Annotated in this window: 16 protein-coding genes; 2 read left to right on the forward strand and 14 right to left on the reverse strand. The window is 44.6% G+C overall.

Annotated features, from left to right (window positions below; translation table 11 throughout):
• Window positions 1-259: 259 nt before the first annotated feature.
• Window positions 260-1,711, forward strand: coding sequence for a mannose-1-phosphate guanylyltransferase/mannose-6-phosphate isomerase (locus HWQ47_RS19300; RefSeq protein ID WP_269971796.1), 1,452 nt, complete (start codon window positions 260-262; stop codon window positions 1,709-1,711).
• 10 nt (window positions 1,712-1,721) lie between these two features.
• Window positions 1,722-3,164, forward strand: a complete 1,443-nt coding sequence (locus tag HWQ47_RS19305; RefSeq protein WP_269967663.1) for a phosphomannomutase CpsG — start codon at window positions 1,722-1,724, stop codon at window positions 3,162-3,164.
• Between the two features lie 358 nt (window positions 3,165-3,522).
• Here the strand turns inward: HWQ47_RS19305 and HWQ47_RS19310 are convergent, their stop codons facing one another.
• The 14 genes from HWQ47_RS19310 to HWQ47_RS19375 form a co-directional block, all read right to left on the reverse strand.
• Window positions 3,523-3,825 carry a hypothetical protein gene (locus tag HWQ47_RS19310; RefSeq protein ID WP_269967664.1) on the reverse strand — a complete coding sequence of 101 codons (303 nt, stop codon included), beginning with the start codon at window positions 3,823-3,825 and terminating at the stop codon, window positions 3,523-3,525.
• Window positions 3,822-4,592, reverse strand: a complete 771-nt coding sequence (locus HWQ47_RS19315) for a DNA alkylation repair protein (RefSeq protein ID WP_269967665.1) — start codon at window positions 4,590-4,592, stop codon at window positions 3,822-3,824. Before HWQ47_RS19315 ends, HWQ47_RS19310 begins: the two co-directional genes overlap by 4 nt.
• A 391-nt stretch (window positions 4,593-4,983) precedes the next feature.
• Window positions 4,984-5,388, reverse strand: coding sequence for a GNAT family N-acetyltransferase (locus HWQ47_RS19320; protein WP_269967666.1), 405 nt, complete (start codon window positions 5,386-5,388; stop codon window positions 4,984-4,986).
• Window positions 5,389-5,973 (reverse strand): DUF2087 domain-containing protein, encoded by a 585-nt coding sequence (locus HWQ47_RS19325; protein ID WP_269967667.1) that lies wholly within the window; start codon window positions 5,971-5,973, stop codon window positions 5,389-5,391. It lies immediately after the preceding gene.
• 449 nt (window positions 5,974-6,422) lie between these two features.
• Entirely contained in the window at window positions 6,423-7,583 is a 1,161-nt protein-coding gene (locus HWQ47_RS19330) for an MBL fold metallo-hydrolase (RefSeq protein WP_269967668.1), read from the reverse strand.
• Window positions 7,584-8,000: 417 nt separating this feature from the next.
• A complete protein-coding gene (locus tag HWQ47_RS28005; RefSeq protein ID WP_326515480.1) occupies window positions 8,001-8,174 on the reverse strand; it encodes a hypothetical protein in 174 nt (57 codons plus the stop codon).
• A gap of 144 nt (window positions 8,175-8,318) precedes the next feature.
• Window positions 8,319-10,298, reverse strand: a complete 1,980-nt coding sequence (uvrB, locus tag HWQ47_RS19340) for an excinuclease ABC subunit UvrB (protein WP_269967669.1) — start codon at window positions 10,296-10,298, stop codon at window positions 8,319-8,321.
• A 349-nt stretch (window positions 10,299-10,647) separates the two neighbouring features.
• Entirely contained in the window at window positions 10,648-13,260 is a 2,613-nt protein-coding gene (locus HWQ47_RS19345; protein WP_269967670.1) for a hypothetical protein, read from the reverse strand.
• A gap of 167 nt (window positions 13,261-13,427) precedes the next feature.
• Window positions 13,428-14,462 (reverse strand): AraC family transcriptional regulator, encoded by a 1,035-nt coding sequence (locus HWQ47_RS19350; protein ID WP_269967671.1) that lies wholly within the window; start codon window positions 14,460-14,462, stop codon window positions 13,428-13,430.
• 181 nt (window positions 14,463-14,643) lie between these two features.
• The gene (locus HWQ47_RS19355) at window positions 14,644-15,804 is read right to left on the reverse strand and encodes an alpha-hydroxy acid oxidase (protein WP_269967672.1); all 1,161 of its coding nucleotides are present in this window, start codon (window positions 15,802-15,804) and stop codon (window positions 14,644-14,646) included.
• A 5-nt stretch (window positions 15,805-15,809) separates the two neighbouring features.
• Entirely contained in the window at window positions 15,810-17,204 is a 1,395-nt protein-coding gene (locus HWQ47_RS19360) for a tetratricopeptide repeat protein (RefSeq protein ID WP_269967673.1), read from the reverse strand.
• Window positions 17,201-17,839, reverse strand: a complete 639-nt coding sequence (locus HWQ47_RS19365) for an energy transducer TonB (RefSeq protein WP_269967674.1) — start codon at window positions 17,837-17,839, stop codon at window positions 17,201-17,203. The genes HWQ47_RS19360 and HWQ47_RS19365 overlap by 4 nt, the downstream gene beginning before the upstream one ends.
• Window positions 17,836-18,237 carry an ExbD/TolR family protein gene (locus HWQ47_RS19370; RefSeq protein WP_269967675.1) on the reverse strand — a complete coding sequence of 134 codons (402 nt, stop codon included), beginning with the start codon at window positions 18,235-18,237 and terminating at the stop codon, window positions 17,836-17,838. The genes HWQ47_RS19365 and HWQ47_RS19370 overlap by 4 nt, the downstream gene beginning before the upstream one ends.
• Window positions 18,209-18,610 (reverse strand): MotA/TolQ/ExbB proton channel family protein, encoded by a 402-nt coding sequence (locus HWQ47_RS19375; RefSeq protein ID WP_269967676.1) that lies wholly within the window; start codon window positions 18,608-18,610, stop codon window positions 18,209-18,211. Before HWQ47_RS19375 ends, HWQ47_RS19370 begins: the two co-directional genes overlap by 29 nt.
• Window positions 18,611-18,696 lie beyond the last annotated feature (86 nt).

Consider the following 18,696-nt stretch of genomic DNA (forward strand, 5'->3'; position numbering starts at 1 on the left):
CAGAAAATGTAAACAATCTTCATTCGAAGGCTATTTCGATCACGGAGAAGTGCAAAACAAAGTACAACATCACAATCCAACACCAAATGAAACGAATCAGAAAATGCCATCAACCTTCATTCGAAGTTAGCCAACTTTACTATTTACCTCCTGCCCTATAGGTAAAACAGAGGTTAATGGTATTATCTACATCAACCTTGAATGCCTATCGATAACTATGAACGGCCAGCCGACAAGCCTGCAAAAATTGAATGATAAATTGATATTACCCATCATCATAGCCGGAGGCAGTGGGACTCGCTTATGGCCTCTGTCTCGTCAATGCTTTCCAAAACAGTTTCTGACGCTGGATGGCGATCATTCGATGCTACAAACAACGATGCAGCGATTGGCTGGCATAGCGCATCAGCCACCTATGGTGCTTTGTAATGAAGAACATAGGTTTGCAGTTGCTGAGCAGCTCAGGGCCAATCAGCTGCCCCATAGCGGTATTATGCTGGAACCAGTGAGTCGAAATACCGCACCGGCTATCGCTCTTGCCGCTTTTCATGCCATAAAGAATGGACAGGATCCTGTCTTGCTGGTGCTTGCTGCCGATCATGTGATTAGAGATGAGGCCAGTTTCTGCCAAACTGTCCAGTCAGCCAATGACTTTGCACAAGCTGGCAAGCTTGTCACTTTTGGTATAGTGCCCACCTCGCCGCAAGCGGGTTACGGTTACATCAAACGAGGTCATGCATTCGCTCAAGCAACTGATCTTGAAGCATCATCTGCTGGGTTTATTATCGATAAGTTTGTTGAGAAACCCGATATCGATACTGCGCAGGCTTATCTTGAAAGTGGTGAGTATTATTGGAATAGCGGTATTTTCATGTTCAAGGCCAGCGTCTATTTAGCCGAACTACATCGACACAGACCCGATATTTATACCGCTTGCGAGCAAGCGTTAGCTAGCCCTCTTATGGATCTCGACTTTACCCGCATTGATAAGCAAGCTTTCATCGATTGCCCCGCTGAATCTATCGATTATGCCGTCATGGAGCCCTTGTGTAATACCGTGTCACCAAACGACAAGGCCATAGTGGTACCCATGGATTGTGGCTGGAGCGATGTCGGCACTTGGTCTGCGCTATGGGAAGCCTCAAATAAAGACGCTCAGGGCAATGCGATGCGCGGCGATGTCATTGCCCATCGCACCAAAAATAGTTATATCTACGCCCAAGACAAACTCGTCACGACCCTAGGGCTTGAGAATATGGTGGTGGTTGAAACCAAAGACGCCATCTCAATTGCTAAGCAGTCCGAGGTTCAGCACGTTAAAGCGATTGTTGAGCAACTAGATGTCGAGCAACGCCCTGAGCTTAAACAGCATAAGCAGGTCTATCGCCCATGGGGGAAGTACGATGCACTCGATAATGGTGAGCGTTTCTTAGTTAAACGTATCTCGGTTAATCCAGGAGAAAAGCTCTCATTGCAGATGCATCACCACAGAGCTGAGCACTGGATTGTGGTCTCTGGCATAGCCAAAGTCACTAAAGGCGACGAGGAGCTGTTGCTCAATGAGAACCAATCGACCTATATCCCAGTGGGCATAGTCCATGCGCTTGAAAACCCCGGTAAGCAGCCATTAGAGCTCATTGAAATTCAATCAGGGGATTATTTAGGTGAAGACGACATTGTCCGTTTTAAAGACAAATATGGTCGAGACTAGAGGCAGCATAATGAGCTTACTGAACTGTTTTAAAAGCTACGATATCCGTGGCAAGCTAGGCCATGAGCTAAATGATGCCATTGCTTATCGCATCGGCCGCGCTTTTGCAGAGGTCATTAATGCGGATACCGTGGTCATCGGTGGCGATTGCCGCTTAAGCTCAGCGGGTTTAAAACAGGCATTAGCTCAGGGCTTGATGGATAGCGGCGTCAATGTGCTCGACCTTGGCATGACGGGGACTGAAGAGATCTACTTTGCCGCCTCTTACCTAAAACTCAATGGCGGCATTGAGATCACCGCCAGCCACAACCCTATCGACTATAACGGCATGAAGATGGTCACCACAGGCTCACGACCTATCAGCCGCGAAAATGGACTCATCGCGATTCAAGAGCTTGCCGAATCTCAAGTATTTAAGTCAAAATCAGCGATTAAGGGGAGCTATCGAAAGATCAGCGTGATGGCTGAATATATTCAACAGATGCTGAGTTATATTGACTGTCATCAACTCAAAGCAACGCAATCATCGCCCATTAGACTCGTCGTCAACGCAGGGAATGGCACCGCTGGCCCCGTGATTGATAAAATAGAAGCTGAGTTACTCAGACGACATGTACCCATCGAGTTCATCAAGATACACCATCAACCCGATGGTCACTTTCCTCATGGGATCCCGAATCCGCTACTGGTACAAAACCGTCAAACCACTTCAGATGCAGTACTCGAACACCACGCAGACATGGGCATCGCATGGGATGGGATGGGATGGGATGGGGATTTTGACCGCTGCTTTCTGTTCGATGAAAAAGGTCAATTTATCGAGGGTTATTACATCGTCGGACTCTTAGCTGAAGCTTTTTTGCGTAAGGAGCAAGGCGCAACAATCGTTCACGATCCAAGACTCATCTGGAACACGATCGATATTTGTAACGAAAACGCGGGCCAAGCACGTCAATCTAACGCTGGCCATGCTTACATCAAGCAGCTGATGCGTCAGCATGGTGCGGTATATGGCGGTGAGATGAGCGCTCATCATTATTTCCGCGATTTTAACTATTGCAATTCAGGCATGATCCCTTGGCTGTTAATTGTCGAGCTATTATCGAACAATAAGCTCACCCTTTCCCAAGCTGTTGCGGCGCGTATACATGCCTATCCAGCATCCGGGGAGATAAACGCTAAGATTGAAAACCCTGATGAGGTCATAGAAAAAATACGTCGTTATTATGAAAGTGTGGCGATAGAGATAGATGAAACTGATGGGCTCAGCATGATCCTACCCAGTTCTGATGGCTTAGAGTCAGAGTCCTCTGCAACCAAAGGCTTGTGGCGCTTTAACTTGCGATGTTCTAAAACCGAGCCGCTCGTTAGACTCAATGTCGAGTCCAGAGGCGATATTGAATTAATGCAGCGTAAAACCGCGGAGTTAATGGCCTTATACCAATCAGTATAAGAAGTTGATCTACTCAGAGTGTTTTTTGGCAAACTAATTCAAGGCGAATGGATGACATAATGGTTGTTCCCTTGTGAGTTCATTCAACGCAGAAATAGGCAGCCAAAAACACTCCTTACAGGCGAGTTTTAGCGGTTCTGATCCTGTGTTAACGAGCTTAACCGTAGAATAACTATGCTCTTCACTCGTTGCCTTGCCTCAGGACCGCTAAACTCTCGCTGAGCGATCAAATCTTTATACTGATTGGTATTAACAGAGTAAGTTATATCATTAAATGATCAGAGTTAAGCTCTCTATTAAAGCATTATCTGAGCTTGCTATTACTTAGTTCTCTAAACCGATAAACACTCGATTTATGTTACTCAAGTTGGGCGCTTTGCACGATACCATTGGCATCGATGTCAATGGTACATGTATAAAGCCTAAAGCTGTATAAGCTGTCCACCTTGATCAATTTACCAAAGGGAGTTGGTTCAGTACGATACCTTAACAAATTACCTGTATCTAATTGCTTACCAACACTATGCTCAGAAACCCCTTGCACAAAGTTCCCACAAAGAAATACCACCTCTTTTCTAGCTTCATTCCAATAAATTGCAATCGTAACAAGAATCGCAATCCCTATTACAAAAGCCAAAATGGATGTTAAGTACTTCTTCACTTTAGAGATAATAGCCTTTGTCTTGTTGCTGCATCCATTTTCTCAATGGCACAGCGCATCGTTGACCTCGTCATCTTAGTTACATTGTTCTCGATATATTTAATGACATCATCCTCATAATGCTGGGATGTAACTTTTAGCAACCAGCCAATGCTTTTTTGGACAAATTCATCTGTATCATCAATAAGCAAGTCACAGTTGTTAAAGACCAACTGCTTATCTAAATAATATGTCGATTTCCCCATCCCTCTTTTGATGAACTTTACCCAAACGACATTGCTCGCTCGTCGGCACCACGACACCTCAGAGTTTGCCCAATGCTGGGTTTTCTCTATCAAATGGGGACGAGCCAACAGAAACTGATAAATGGTTTTTATACACAGATCATCAACCTGAGCCCAATTATTTGTATAGTGTTCTAACCAGTATTCAAATCGCAACAACAAATCATCATCATAATTCTTTTTGACTAACTTATTCAGAAGACCAAAAGCAACGAGGTTATCCTCATGACACTGCGCAGTCGAAAGGAGATGCTCAGTAATCGCCAATACCTCAATTGCAGTTAACTCCGCGTTATCTGAGTGGGAACCGGAGTAAAAGTCGGAGTGAAAACCAGTAATAATGGACTTAATATCTGCAGCATTTGCCCCAATACAATTTATACCATCAGGAAAGTAGCGGCGACTAGATTCCGCTTTCTCATCAGAGCTTATTTTCCTTAGATCATCTCTTAATCTACTTGTATATCTTTCATACTGGTTCATCGTTTAACCTATGCTTAAGTAACCTTACCGAGGCGAATGCTATGAAGAAAAAACCATTGAGCAGGCAATAAACTCCTGCTGTTAACAGCAGGAGTTTGACCTCAGTACTCTCTGGCTTTAACTAATCCTTTTCATCAAAAAATAGTGCGCAGGACTACCGGGAAACTCAGGGACTTCACCGACTATCTCAAAGCCCAATTTCTGATAAAACAACGGAGCTTGAATTGATAAGGTATCCAATTGGGATATACCAATCAGTATAAGAAAGTGATCTACTCAGAGTATTTTTTGGCAAACTAATTCAAGGCGAATGAATGATGGAATGGTTATTCCCTTGTGAGGTCATTCAACGCAGAAGTAGGCAGCCAAAAACACTCCTTACAGGCGAGTTTTAGTACACCTGATGCAGTGTTAACGAGCTTAAACGTAGAACAACTATGTTTGTCGCTCGTTGCCTTACCTCAGAAGCACTAAACTCTCGCTGAGCGATCACATCTTTATACTGATTGGTATTACACACTCGTCCGATGGCTTGAGTTTCTGCTGATTGCATCAGCTTCCGTCCCAGTCCAGTACCTCGGTATTTCTTATCGACCCAAACAACGCCAATCAAGAAGTTGCCATATATCGTTCGTCCCGACACACCGCCCATTAATGCACCATCATCGTCTCTGGCTATGACTGACAGGGGAAGTGTGACTTCATCCCCCAACTTTTCATGAACAAATGCTCGCACACCTTCAACCAGCTCATCCACCAGCATAGGAGACTCTTCATTAATCACTTGAAAATTCATTTAACTCTCCTCGTTATCACTCTTTAATTGGTCATGCTCTAATTGATTAGACTGCAATTGGCTAGGCCAGAAGTCGGCCAATGGCTCAAAACCTTCCGCTGGTGTTGCAGATGCACGCCAATAAGTGCGGCCATCATCGGTGCGTTTAAGCAACTTATGATTACAAAGCTCACGCCGAATTAAAGCAAAATCCTTAAAATCGAGAGAATCGAGATAGTCGCTTAAAATCCCATTAACTTGCTGCTCACTGTAGCTCTGTAGGTACTGAAATCGACACCAGAAAAACCACAAACTCAGCTGCTGAATAGCATATTTTGCCGGCCAGCTATGCATGATGTAGTCCGACCTCATAAAAGGCTTTAATCGTTTAGGGATAGGAACTGTGAGTTCAGGCTGCGCAGATAACAACTGTTCAGCATGTTGCTGACGCAACTGTTGGAAGTTTTGTAAACCACAAGCCTTGGCTAAGATGTTTAACATCTCTACATGACTGGGAAACGACTCATGTTGTTGCAACTGCTTACGCAGTGATTTAGCCAACGCCGAGATATCGTCGCAGCTAAAAGGAGTTAAATTTTTTGACATAGGATGTACCCGTTTTCTGGGTGCCTAGCTAGAGAATACAACAGCATTCAAGGGTCAGTGATCGCCATTCCAACTAAGGCACACAAAAATTCAGGTTGCCTGATATCTTAAACTTGATATCCATAGTGATCTCAGCAGGTTTAGCGCTACGCTCAATAAAAAGAGCAGTGGCGATGCCTAGGTGAACTGCCGACCCTGAATATTATCTTAACGGGGTTAAGATAAATTGCAACACTCAGAGAGGCAACTTGCCCGATAGCAAGTTACAAATATCTTCATTAATGGGTTCATTGGAGACATTTTGTATTTGAGAGCACAGAATTAAGCTAACCATTAGTAATCAACAATATATAGAGTCTATAGCAAGTGTTCCATACTCTACTTAGCGAGAAAACCAATCGAACAGACTAATATGAAGATACCCCAGTAACGATGGCTGGACTGATTCACTATTCAGTTTCCAAAAGGTAGCCAGCTTCTTTCCATATTTGAATCCCTCCATCAAGGGCAACAGCTCGACTAAAACCTATCTCTCTGAGGGTTGCTGCTGCAAGAGTAGATATTTTCCCATGCTCACAATAAACGACAATCCGTTGTGTAGGATCAGGCAATTGTTTATTCACACAAAGTTCAAGTTGACCTCTTGGAATATTCATCGCATTACAAATGTGCCCTTGTTCAAATGCAGTATTTTCACGCACATCCAAAAGAAGTATATCGGTATAACTAGATTGAATACGATTCTGAACTTCTTCTATAGACATAAAAGAGACTTTCTCAGCGGCTTCGGTAATCAATTGCTCAACGGTCTTGCCACCACTCAGATTAGTTCGTAAGGCTTCCGTTAAATGAATAGGCATATTTAAATTTAATGTTTCCATGAGTTCAATAAACTCACTGCGGCTCTTCTTTTGTAGGCGAGGGTTTTCAGCAATTTCCTTTCCTAAAGTGGAGTGGCCAATTTGCTTATAATCGTGTCTAGGAAATACCTTAAGTTCAGGGTTTAATCTGAGTAAACCATTAAACAGGCTATCATATAGTTGATCAGGACTCCCTGTCGGAAGGTCTGTTCTTCCACAACCGCCAATAAGCAAGGTGTCTCCTGTCAGAACACGATCGGGCAGTAAAATACAGATAGAATCTCCTGTATGACCTGGTGTGTACATGACTTTCAATCTCAATTTCCCTACAATTAAAACCTCACCATCATCAACTCGCATATCGATAAATGGAACTTGAGCACTGCGATGCATAATAATCGGAACACCAATTTTACTCGCGAAACTTTGACTTGCTGAAAAATGGTCGGCATGTGAATGCGTGTCCAAAAGATAGTGAATCCTCAACCCATCTTTAGCTGCAAGAGCTAGATAATGCTCTATTTGACTAATTTCAGGATCTATGATGATTGCAGCACATGTTCCTTTACATCCTATAAGGTAAGACTCGCAACTATGAAGAACCCAGAATGGTCTATCACTTAAAGACGATGAGAGAAGCTGAATCGTAAACTTGCTTTTAGGTAGGGTAGGGATACCGTTGTGGTATATCTGACCTCCATATATGGGGGGGATCAACAAATCTGGCCAGCCATTATTTATCAATAACATAACGGCTCTACAGTCGATTCTCAACACTCTACTTACTCTTAAACCTTATCGAGTCTTCTGAGATGGACTATGAAGCCCATATAAGGTTGAAAATGGTGATTTTAGTGGCGAAATGATGAAATTCAGAGGTGATTATTATCCAGTTATCCGATGAAATATTAAGAATTGTCAGTATTTTTGAGCCATTGCCTGAAATAGAATATCAGTTATCATCTCGAATAATTCTGCCCGTTTCATCAACTAATTCAAGATAGTCCTTCAGGGTGAAATATCCCTTTAGATTAAACAATACGTTGCTATAAGCTTTTTTAATTTAGCTACTTGATACTCTTTTATCGCTTCCCCCTTAGCAAACTTCTGGCTCAACTCTGTGCCGTTAAAACATCGACGCCACTGTTTGACAACCTCTCTGTCAATCTAGTTATTGGCCGATTCAATATCAATCCACAACACCAAATGTAAGTGATTACTCACCACCGCGTAGACGGCCACATCAATAGCAAAAATATTGGCTAGACTGAGTACCTGCTCCTCGATCCATTCACGTCTATGTTTATATGATCTCCCCTTCTCTTTACTACGAGAGATCATCAACTCCTGTCAAGAAAGCACGTCTAACTGTTCACTGAACGCATGGTAATATGAAGTGTCTTCAAGGCTAATCTGGTTTCTTCTAGGGCGAGGCTTGGCTCAATTAACGATCTGTCATTAACCATGGCAGACTCAGCTCTTTAATCACATAAAAATAAACTGTCGATAAAGGGCATCCAGCTCCTGCCTAATCACTTTCGTTTGAGCAAGCTGTCCATCATCCACAGCTTGTAATAGGCTTCTCTCCCGCTGGGTGATTTGCTGACATAAGTCCGTTAAGTTGCCGCAAAACTCTACACTATGAATGGGATATTCATCAGCCATAGCCTGTTGATGGGATACCAACTTACGACTCGATGACACTGGCGTAATATTATTAGCAAGGTTATAAGCTTGCTGGCGTTCACGGCGCTGGGTTGAGTCATCTATTGCCGCTCGTATCGCATCAGTAATACGGTCGGCATATAAAATCGCCTTACCATTTACGTTACGAGCAGCTCGGCCAATAATCTGAATCAGTGCCTGTACTGAACGTAAAAATCCAGCGTGATCAGCATCCAATATCGCCACCAGCGACGCCTCGGGAATATCGAGTCCCTCACGGAGTAAGTTAATCCCAATCAAGACATCAAACTCACCAGCACGCAGTCCGTTGATAATATCGACTCTATCGGTTGTTTTGATGTCTGAATGTAAGTAGCGCACTCTAATTCCCTGTGCTGCCATCACGTCATGTAACGCTTCGGCGCTTTTCTTGGTCAAGGTAGTCACTAACACCCGCTCATCACGAACGACACGCTGTTTTATCTCGGCAGTTAAGTCATTCACACTATCGTGAGACGGGCGTATTTCAATCTCAGGATCGAGCAAGCCTGTAGGACGAATAACTTGCTCTACTACCACGCCTTTCGATTGGGTCAATTCATACTGCCCAGGAGTGGCTGAGACAAAAATGGTCTGAGGTTTTAAATACTCAAACTCTGCAAAACTCAACGGCCTATTACTGCGCGCCGAAGGTAGACGAAAACCAAAATCAATCAGCGTATTTTTACGGCTTTGATCACTGTGATACATCGCCGATATTTGCGGCACCATCACATGGGATTCATCGATAAATAACAGTCCATCTTTGGGCAAATAATCAAACAAGGTGGTGGGCGGTAAGCTGGCATCTCGTTGGTTTAAAAAACCAGCATAATTTTCAATGCCTGAACAGTAACCCTGTTGCTCTATCGACTCAATATCTGACATAGTACGTTCATACAACCTTGCCGCCTCAGTTAAGCGGTTTTCACTATTAAGCTTGGCAACCTGCAGCTCCATCTCCTCAGTGATCTGCTCGACAGCCAGCTTAAGTTGATTTGCAGATGTGGAATACAGGGTTTTCGGTGACATATAATACTCCTCAATATCACCGAATTTTTCACCGCTAAGGGGTGAAATCCAATAGAGTTTATCCACCACATCATCAACAAACTCAACCCGCACCGCTTTATGTTCAGAATCTGCCGGAAAGATATCGATAGTATCACCGCACAATCGATATGTAGCCCGTTCAATGGTACGCTTACAGCTGGTATAGCGTAGTTTATCAAGGCGTTGAAGCAACACTTGTCGTTCAATCACCTCACCAATAGCCAGCTTAATTTGCAGCTCACGATAAGCCATAGGATCGCCGAGTCCATAAACAGATGACACCGATGCAATAACGATCACGTCTCGTCGCTCTATCAAGGCCTTGGTGGTCGATAAACGTAACCGCTCTAAATGTGCATTCACCGCAGAGTCCTTACGAATAAATCGGTCACTACCGGGCAAATACACTTCAGGTTGATAGTAGTCATAATATGAAACAAAAAATTCAACCGCATTTTCCGGGAAAAACCGCTTCATTTCACTGTAGAGCTGAGCTGCTAGAGTCTTATTATGGGCCAAAATAATAGTGGGTCGTTTCAAGCGATGAATAATATTGGCTATGGTGAATGTCTTGCCCGAGCCCGTCACACCTTTGAGAGTTTGATGTGACTCACCCTCCTCTATTCCCTCTATAAGTCTGGCTATAGCTTCGAGCTGATCGCCCGAAGGAGGATAACTTGAATGGAGAATGAAAGAATCTTTAGACATGACGCATATCCTTCTAATCAAATTCCCCATAAGAATATGGAGATGAAGTATGAGGTATGGGACTTCTCAACAATGACTTAATGATACCAGTCATCACCCTATATCATAAGCGTGAACCGAGCCAAGATTATTAATCTTCATTCATCATCACCAATAGAAGGTAATAGTGACTTAGATTGTTCGTCTTTTATTGCTGATTTAGTTCGGGAGCTGTCAGACAGGATGTCTTAAACTCGAAAATGTACCAAGCCTACCTTATCTATAACATGTCGAGACTATGGTGAATGATCAATAAGCCCCTGTCTATTTGCAAAATAGCAGGGGCTTTTAGGTTTTAATAACAATTCAATTATTCAATATAATAGAACGCATCGCCCGCTATGGTGGGAGTTGTCCCAGCAGGAGCTTCCCCCATCCAACAACCTGGGTAATCCGGTGTACCAATAGGACAAGGATCGCCAATATCTAGGAAGAGTCGTCCCCCTACTTGCTCAACATCACCAGGGCTGTAGCCAATAGGTACAATCAAATCACATAGTCTTGGCACAGGAAAATCGCCACCAGATAAGTCAAATACACTGTAAACAGGGCAAGGCGCTGGGATCGGACTGCCTCCATAAGGGAAGATGGTAATGATCCCAGTACCACTGCTGTATCCGCCACCTGGTGGCATTGTGGTTATCAGGCAATTGCCATTAACAAAATCATAGGAGGAAGGCGCTGGACACTCGACCTCATTTTCCAGATAGTAGTCCTGATCTTCCACGAAACCGACCTTTCCGACGGGAACATCAGCCACCTTACAGGACGCTCCAACGATTGTAGGTGAGATAAAAGTATCATCCCACCAGGCTACGCTTTGGGCACAAAGTTCTGGCTCAGGCTCGGCGCAGGGGCCAGTCCATGGAATGATTGGCGCAGGTGTCACCCCATCACGCATGGCGACCAGTTCCGTTTCAAATACCTCCAAGTTGCCTACGGTCAAGCTAGCGTGTTGAGAGTTGCATTTTTCATGATAAATGTCGTCAAAGTCAGCCCCCAAAGCACTTTCCGTGGGCACGAAAGCGTGACGTCCAAGCTCATAGCTCATAGTGCCGATAGCCGCGGCACTGCCGTTGTACCCACTGGCAATATCCACCGATGAGGAACGAAATCCTCCGGGCCTAACATCATCAGCCAAGGCTCCAGAAAAGATGTCGTACTGCCACTCAGTCAAGGTGAGCCCCAGTACTTTGAGCTTACCGTGGAATACCCGTCCATTGTGATCTGTATTGGCTGATAAGTAGAGTCTTTTAATACCCTCTACAGCTGACACATGTGAAAGGTTACCCCGCAGGCCATTGTTAAAATCATCTCCGGTGCCACTGCCGTTGGCCACGCCAACGTTACGGGTTAATAAAGGTAATCCCAGAGAGTGAATTTCGGTATTGAAGCTGCTAAATAGAGCATCCGCAGCATAGATACCTGCGCCACCGTTATAGTGATGTATCAGCAACTGCCGAGCCGATGGGCTATTAACGGCTTCAACAAAATCCCCCAATGTATCACTGTCACCAGGCAGACTGTCGAGGAAAGCCAGCTCGAGCTGCAGCCCGATAGGAATATTGGCACCTTGATATTCGGTATCAAACGCCATAAACAATCTGGCATGATGCTCATCTCCATCTAGCTCTGCATGGCGCAATCCATAATTCACCACCTGCGCCCCCATACTACCGGCGATAATTGCCACATTGGTAGTATCTGGGTCGCTGTCCATCAGCGTCGGCATTATATCCACCATAAAGGTCTTAAAAGCCAGACCATTACGCTGAATATAGTCATTACCCACGTGGTAATCTACGGTCACCACATCATAACCAAGTTCAATAAAACGGCGGATCCCCTCCCCAAACTCATTCCACAATGTAGTGGCATTGCGGTTGTTCAAAATATCAAAGCCATCAACAATCACCAATACACGTTCAAGCTGATGACAGTCGTCGGTATTGCCCGAGGCAGGATAAACTCTGGGATTGAGGCGACCATATACTCCGCCATAGTCTTGTGTTGCAACGGCTTGAGGCAGATCACAGTGAGGTAAAGGCGGCTGATAGGGCAGATCCGCAATACCACAGGGCAGTTCAAGTTTGCCTTCAGCGGCAACCATGCCACCACTAGTATTAATGGTAATGCTGAACGGCACAGACTCCTTACCATTGAGTTCAAATGGCAGTTCAAATGGCATATCGGGTTGCACAGATATCGACTCACCGCTGCCGTCAAATTGGATAGTGGCAGATTCGAAGTGCACAGGGCGTCCCTGAACGGTTTGATTAGTCACCAGCATATCTGACGGTAAAACCAGTTTTTGGCTCTGACACATGCCATCGACATAGTCCGGCAATCCGGCACTGACAAAAGTGCTAGACTGCCAGTAGGCAGCCTGCCCGCGAAGGTGGTAGAGCTTGTCATCTTGTATGATCAACCGGCCATCCTCCAGCGCCTCAGGCTGCAGACTTTCATAGTTCACCAGCGAAATGGCCAACGGCAGCGCCTGAAAGCGCTCATAATTCTGTTGTGCCAATCGTTTCATTTTCCCTAGAGAGGGGATCTGTTCATTATTTTTGGCAGCATAAGAAAACTCTGCATACATATCAGTAAAAGAAACGCTAACGCGCCGTCTATCATCTTTTTCAGGCCTGATATTGCCATCACTTTGTAAAATGGCCTCTCGATGTAGCAGCGCTCCCTTCTCCAACAATATCCCCGATGGCAACTTAGTGTTATCAAGTTCTGAAAACAGTCTCTTCAGATTTTCAGCGATAGTCCCTTCACTACTTAATACTCTGTCCTGCACCAGATCACCATTAACCTCATAGTTATTTGTTACCACGTTCACCTCGGTGGCAATAGCACCAAACCCATACAGTGAGCAACAGACCATATTCAGTACGGCCAATTTACGATTGATCCCTTTCATCTTCCACCTCCCAAAATATCAATAAGTCGACAAGACCATTCAATTTCTTTTTATTGTTGATTTACACGAATGTCTCTAAACCATATCCAAAGGGGCTTTTTAAGTAATGACGTCAAATGCCAATTTTGCTGACGTCTTTGGTTAATAACACTCACACCTCATCAATATCACAGCACAGGTTCTGCACCTCTTCTAAAGGCATTTGGAGTTTCATCTGTCCAGCGTTTAAAGGCGCGCTGAAATGAACTCTGTTCAGCAAAACCAAGCAGTTGGGCAATATAGATGAGTTCAGTATTCGTATTGGTTAGATAGCGAATGGCAAGCTTTTTACGGGCATCGTCCAGCAGATTGCGATAAGTCAGGCTGTACTCCCCCAAGCGCCGCTGCAACGTGCGAACACTCATGCAAAAATACTCAGCAGTTTGCTCAATCTCCGGCAGCCCGAAAGGTAATTGATTTTGAATATATTGAGTTATCGTTTCTAACAAGCTGGCATTGATATGTTTTTCAATAATGTTGTCAGCTTTGTTAATCAAAGATTCATGGACAATGGGGTTATGCTGATTTAACTCAAAACTAAACACTGAATTAGCCACCGCAAGGCCGTTAAACTCACAATTAAAACGAACATCACACTGAAAATAATCCAGATAATCTTGCAGATCTCCCTGGCACTCATGTTGAAAATAAAGCCTCATTAATGGAATTTGCGAATCAGAGACTTTTCTTGCCATTGCAACCCAGCCTGTAAGTACAGCTTCAACCACATGATGACTGCACTGGTAAGCTGGGAGCCATTTCAACCAGCTAAATTCATCACCATATTCATTGATGGGCAAACCGAAATTACCCACCAGACATTGGTATTTTTGCTGTTTCTCCAGCACGACTTGGAAGGTAGGTGCAGTATAGGAAATATAGCCGAGGATCCCCCAACGCTCAGCGTCCATACATTGACCAAACTCAAATCCCAAACAAGTGTTTTGCAGTTTTGAATCTGCGTACCGAATAAGCGCTTCATAAATGTCAATATCGACAACATGATCCATCGATTGTGAAGCGAGATCCCCCCTAAAGTTAAAGTCCCGGTTTAGCTTTAGTCTTTCCAACTCCAGATCTTCGGTGTTCAACCCCTTTAGTCGTAAGAAGCTGACAAAGGAGCGCACGGTATCGGTGGAGATAGTAATAAGGTCAATATCCAAGGCAATCGCCTCCCTGTAACTCAGTAGAATGAACTGGTATATCTGAGTCTATACAAGGTAATCACAGAGGAGTCAGTGAAAAAGAGGGCAATCTAGGGAGAGATGAGGTAAATATCATCAAGCCCCACACAAAAGAGAGGTTAAATCGAACCAAAAATGTAATCAGCTTTCATTCGAAGGCTTACGTCTGCGATTTGAGATACAACTTATCTGAAGTGATATCCTCTATTGAGTTGCAGCCACACAAGACCATGGTGATCTCAAATTCATCTTTGAGTAGTCTCAGCATATGTGCGACGCCTAAAGGACCTGCGGTAGCGAGTGCATACATGATAGGCCTACCGATCAGCACAGCATCGGCGCCTAGGGCGATGGCCTTGAAGATATCGCTACCTCGGCGAATGCCACTGTCAAACAAGATGCTCATCTCAGGGCCTGCAGCTTGGCGAATATTCGCAAGCACTTCAATTGTGGCAGGCACGCCATCTAGAATTCGCCCACCGTGATTGGAAACCACTATGCCATCAACAGCTAAAGATTTAGCTTTCAGGGCATCATCCACTGACAATATTCCTTTAATAATCACAGGCAGATAGGTGTGCTGTTTGATTTTCGCAATCATCTCCCAGGTCGGCGCCGAGTTAAACAAATCCGCTAATAAACCACCCGCCAATCCCTGAACACTCGATGAAGTGTTCACATACTCAGATAGATTAACGGCGCTAATCCCCTCAGGAAGTCTGAAACCCGATCGTTGCTCTCTGTTTCTTAACCCATTGATAGGTGCATCAACCGTGATCACCAACGCACTGAATCCCGCCTTTTCTGCACGTCTTATCAGGTCTAACGTATGATTAAAATTCGGTTGAATATAGAGCTGAAACCATAAAGGTGCGCCTTCACTGTTTTGGGCCACTTGTTCAAGGGAGATACTAGATAAGGTGCTCAATACATATCCCACATCTTGAGCGCTTGCCGCTTTTAGACTGGCTATCTCACCTAATGGATGAGCTAATTGTTGATAAGCCACAGGTCCTAATAACAATGGATGGCACAGTGCTTGGTTTATTACTTTTGTGTGTGTATTGGGCTGCGTGTTAACGGACAGAACCTTGGTCATCAAACCTATCTTATTTAACTCACTACGATTACGCGACAAGGTCAGCTCATCTGCAGAACCAGCATCAATATATTCCCAGCTCGAATGGGGTAAAGCTTGCTTAGCATAGCTTTGGTAGTCATCAACACAGGCGATATCGCTTGGAATATGATTATGCACCTCATGAATCCCATCGTTTGAGTCAACTGATTGTTCTTGAGTTAGGTTTACAATATCAGACATAAATATTATCCATTCTGGCTAACCAGACGCTCCAGTACTTTGATGTTACGCGCTAAATCACGGCGTTCAGGACTTTGTTGCAGTGCTTTATTGAGGTAAGTAATAGCTTGGGAATACAGAGCTTGATCAATCGCAAGTTGAGCATGCCCCACGAGGGCTTGTACACGTACGTCGGCGCTCACCTCGGCCCTCAAGTAATAAAGTTCTGCCCTTCCAAACTCACTTTTAGTGCGGTAATGTTCAGCCAATGCCAATAACAGCTCACCATTGTCAGGGGAGAATTTTATCGCTTGCAGATAATAGCCCAATGCTATATCACTGCTCTGCATTTGAGCGGCAATCTTGCCTTTAACACCATAAAACTGTCCCTTCTCTCTGGCGCTCATGCCTCGGGTCGACACGCGTTTTATCACTTTGTTAGCTTGTGTTAGATAACCATAATGCGCCAACCATTCAATGGATGAAGCCACTTGCTCAAAACTCACTTTTGAAGATTTTAACGCTTGGGTGAGTCGCTTAACCGATTGGTCAACACTTCCCTGTTTAAGGTGGAGTTGCGCACTCAGCAACAAGTTTTCAGCGGTGGTATCTCCTAGCCTCAAGGCCACTTCTAAACTTGACAGTGCTTTATCCAGTTGAGCTAACTCCATGGAAATTTGACTTCTGTGTAGCCATAACGCCTTATCTTTTGGCTGCTTAACCAACAGCTCTTCAACCAGTGCTTGCGCTGGCTGAAAATGCTTCGCCTCCAGTAAAGCAAACATTAAGCCTTGCTGCCATTGGCGACTGTCAGGCTCAAGTAATAGTGCTTGCTGATAACCGTTTATCGCTGACCAAGGGGAGCTATTTTGCAAATTGATATACGCTAACTGACCAAAAAGCTGCGCATCTTGCTGACCTAACACTAGTGCGCGGCGAATATGTTGCTGCGCTTTATCGTAATTTGACTGCTTAATATAGAGGGCGGCTAAGCTGCGATGGGAACGGGCAAGACCAGGTTGCACCTTTATCGCCTGTAAGAAGGCAAACTCGGCCTGCTTCCAGCGGCTCACCGCCATGTTAACTTGCCCTATCACTTGCCATAATGCAGCGCTCTTTTTGTCACTCGAGTGAGCTTCTAACAGTGCAAGCGCCGCTTTATACTCTTTCTTATCCAAGGCTGGTCTGAGCTTTTGCGCTAATGATTGCTCAGAAGGATCAAGTCTGGCTTCCTGTTTTACCGGCAAAGGCGTATTTGATGAAATAAGCCAGATGGGTTTATCCAGCACGAGTTTGACTGTCCCTATATCCATTCCTTTATAACTTCCCGTATAAGAAGTTACCTGCGCATTGGCGTTTGCCAGACTCAAGACGGTAAATAAACAGCAAAGAGAGAGATATATTCTACATTTAACATTCATGATTTTTTAAATTCCACAGGCCAGATAAAACGCGCTCTGACGGGTTGACCATTTTTTATTGGCGAGGAGAAACGGGATTGGCGGATCAACTTCTTGATCACGCCATCGAGCTCAGGATAATGTGTGCCCGTGATAGCCACTAAGGTCAGTGCACCTTGTTCATCGATAAACACATCAAGTTTAACGACTAACTGTTCAATTCCTTTCCGCACTAGGCTGTTTGGGTAAACCGATTTAGCATGAGTTAGTAAAGTCGGTAAACCATCAAGCTCATCAAGACCAAACGCTTGCCAGTCGACACTAAGATCGGTTTGCCAATCTGTTGAGGCATTGAATGTGGGGCTGGCAGGAGGCTGCTTTGCCAAGGGATCAAACTTACTGTTAAGCGTCATCTCGATGGTGGGACCCGATCCCTCAATCGCAAGCTGCATATCCAACACCGATTCCACTTGCTCTTGCTGCTCAGCTGGTGGCGGTGGAGGGGGAAGCGAAACAAGGTGTACTTGCCTCACCTCAACGGTCCTATTATATGACTCACCAAACCATTGATTAATAAATAACAGTGACAAAACACCAGCGAGTAACAGCAAGCTAATAATGAAAGATAACGCCCGATGCCATTTTACTTTCATCATCGAATGGTGGCGATATTGACTGTCGCCGCCCCCGCCAGTTTGCTCTCATCCAATACTTGCACCAACAACTCTGTCGGCACTTGTTTATCAGCTTGTATCACCACAGGTTGTTGACGTTGTACCAGTAATTGACCCACGGTATTTCTCACCCCTGCAACCCCTATATTGTTGCCGTCATACATCACCTCGCCGGCATTCGTTATTGCTAGCATAATCACATTTCGCGCTAGTTTCTGAGTCGATATGGCTTGTGGTTTATCCACTTCAACCCCCGTCTCTTTGACAAAGACCGTGGTGACGATAAAGAAAATCAACAGGATAAAAACCACATCCAGCAGCGGTGAAAGATCAATGTGCTGTTGCTGCTGTTCAAGGCGCTGTTGCAGGCTGGATCGCATTCGCTAGCTCCTCTCTTGTCGATAGGTTCTTCATGTAGCTCAATAACATCCAAGCAGGCACTGCAATGACTAAACCAAGTTGAGTGGTCCACAGTGCGCTGCTAATACCTTCACTCAGGGCACTGGTTGCCGTCAATCCACCGCCATTGGCAAGTGCCGTAAAGGCGTCAAGTAACCCCATGATGGTGCCCAGTAGTCCCAGTAAAGGCAGCGCTGAAATCAACCTTTCTAAGGTGTCACTCCAGGCTTGAACCGTCTCGTTTCCATGTCCCGTCTTCAAACGAACAATGAAATAAGTGAGTTTTTGATAAACAAATAACCCTAAGGCGAGAATGGTCCAAACTATCACGCTATCGAACATCTGTGTTTCCATTACATTAGTCTCCGGATGTAGTTGACTTAGGTGAATCGTCCAGACAATCGCCAATATTAAACATCTGTGTTTCCATTACATTAGTC

This window comes from Shewanella sp. MTB7, from assembly GCF_027571385.1.
In the GTDB taxonomy this organism is placed as follows: Bacteria; Pseudomonadota; Gammaproteobacteria; order Enterobacterales; family Shewanellaceae; genus Shewanella.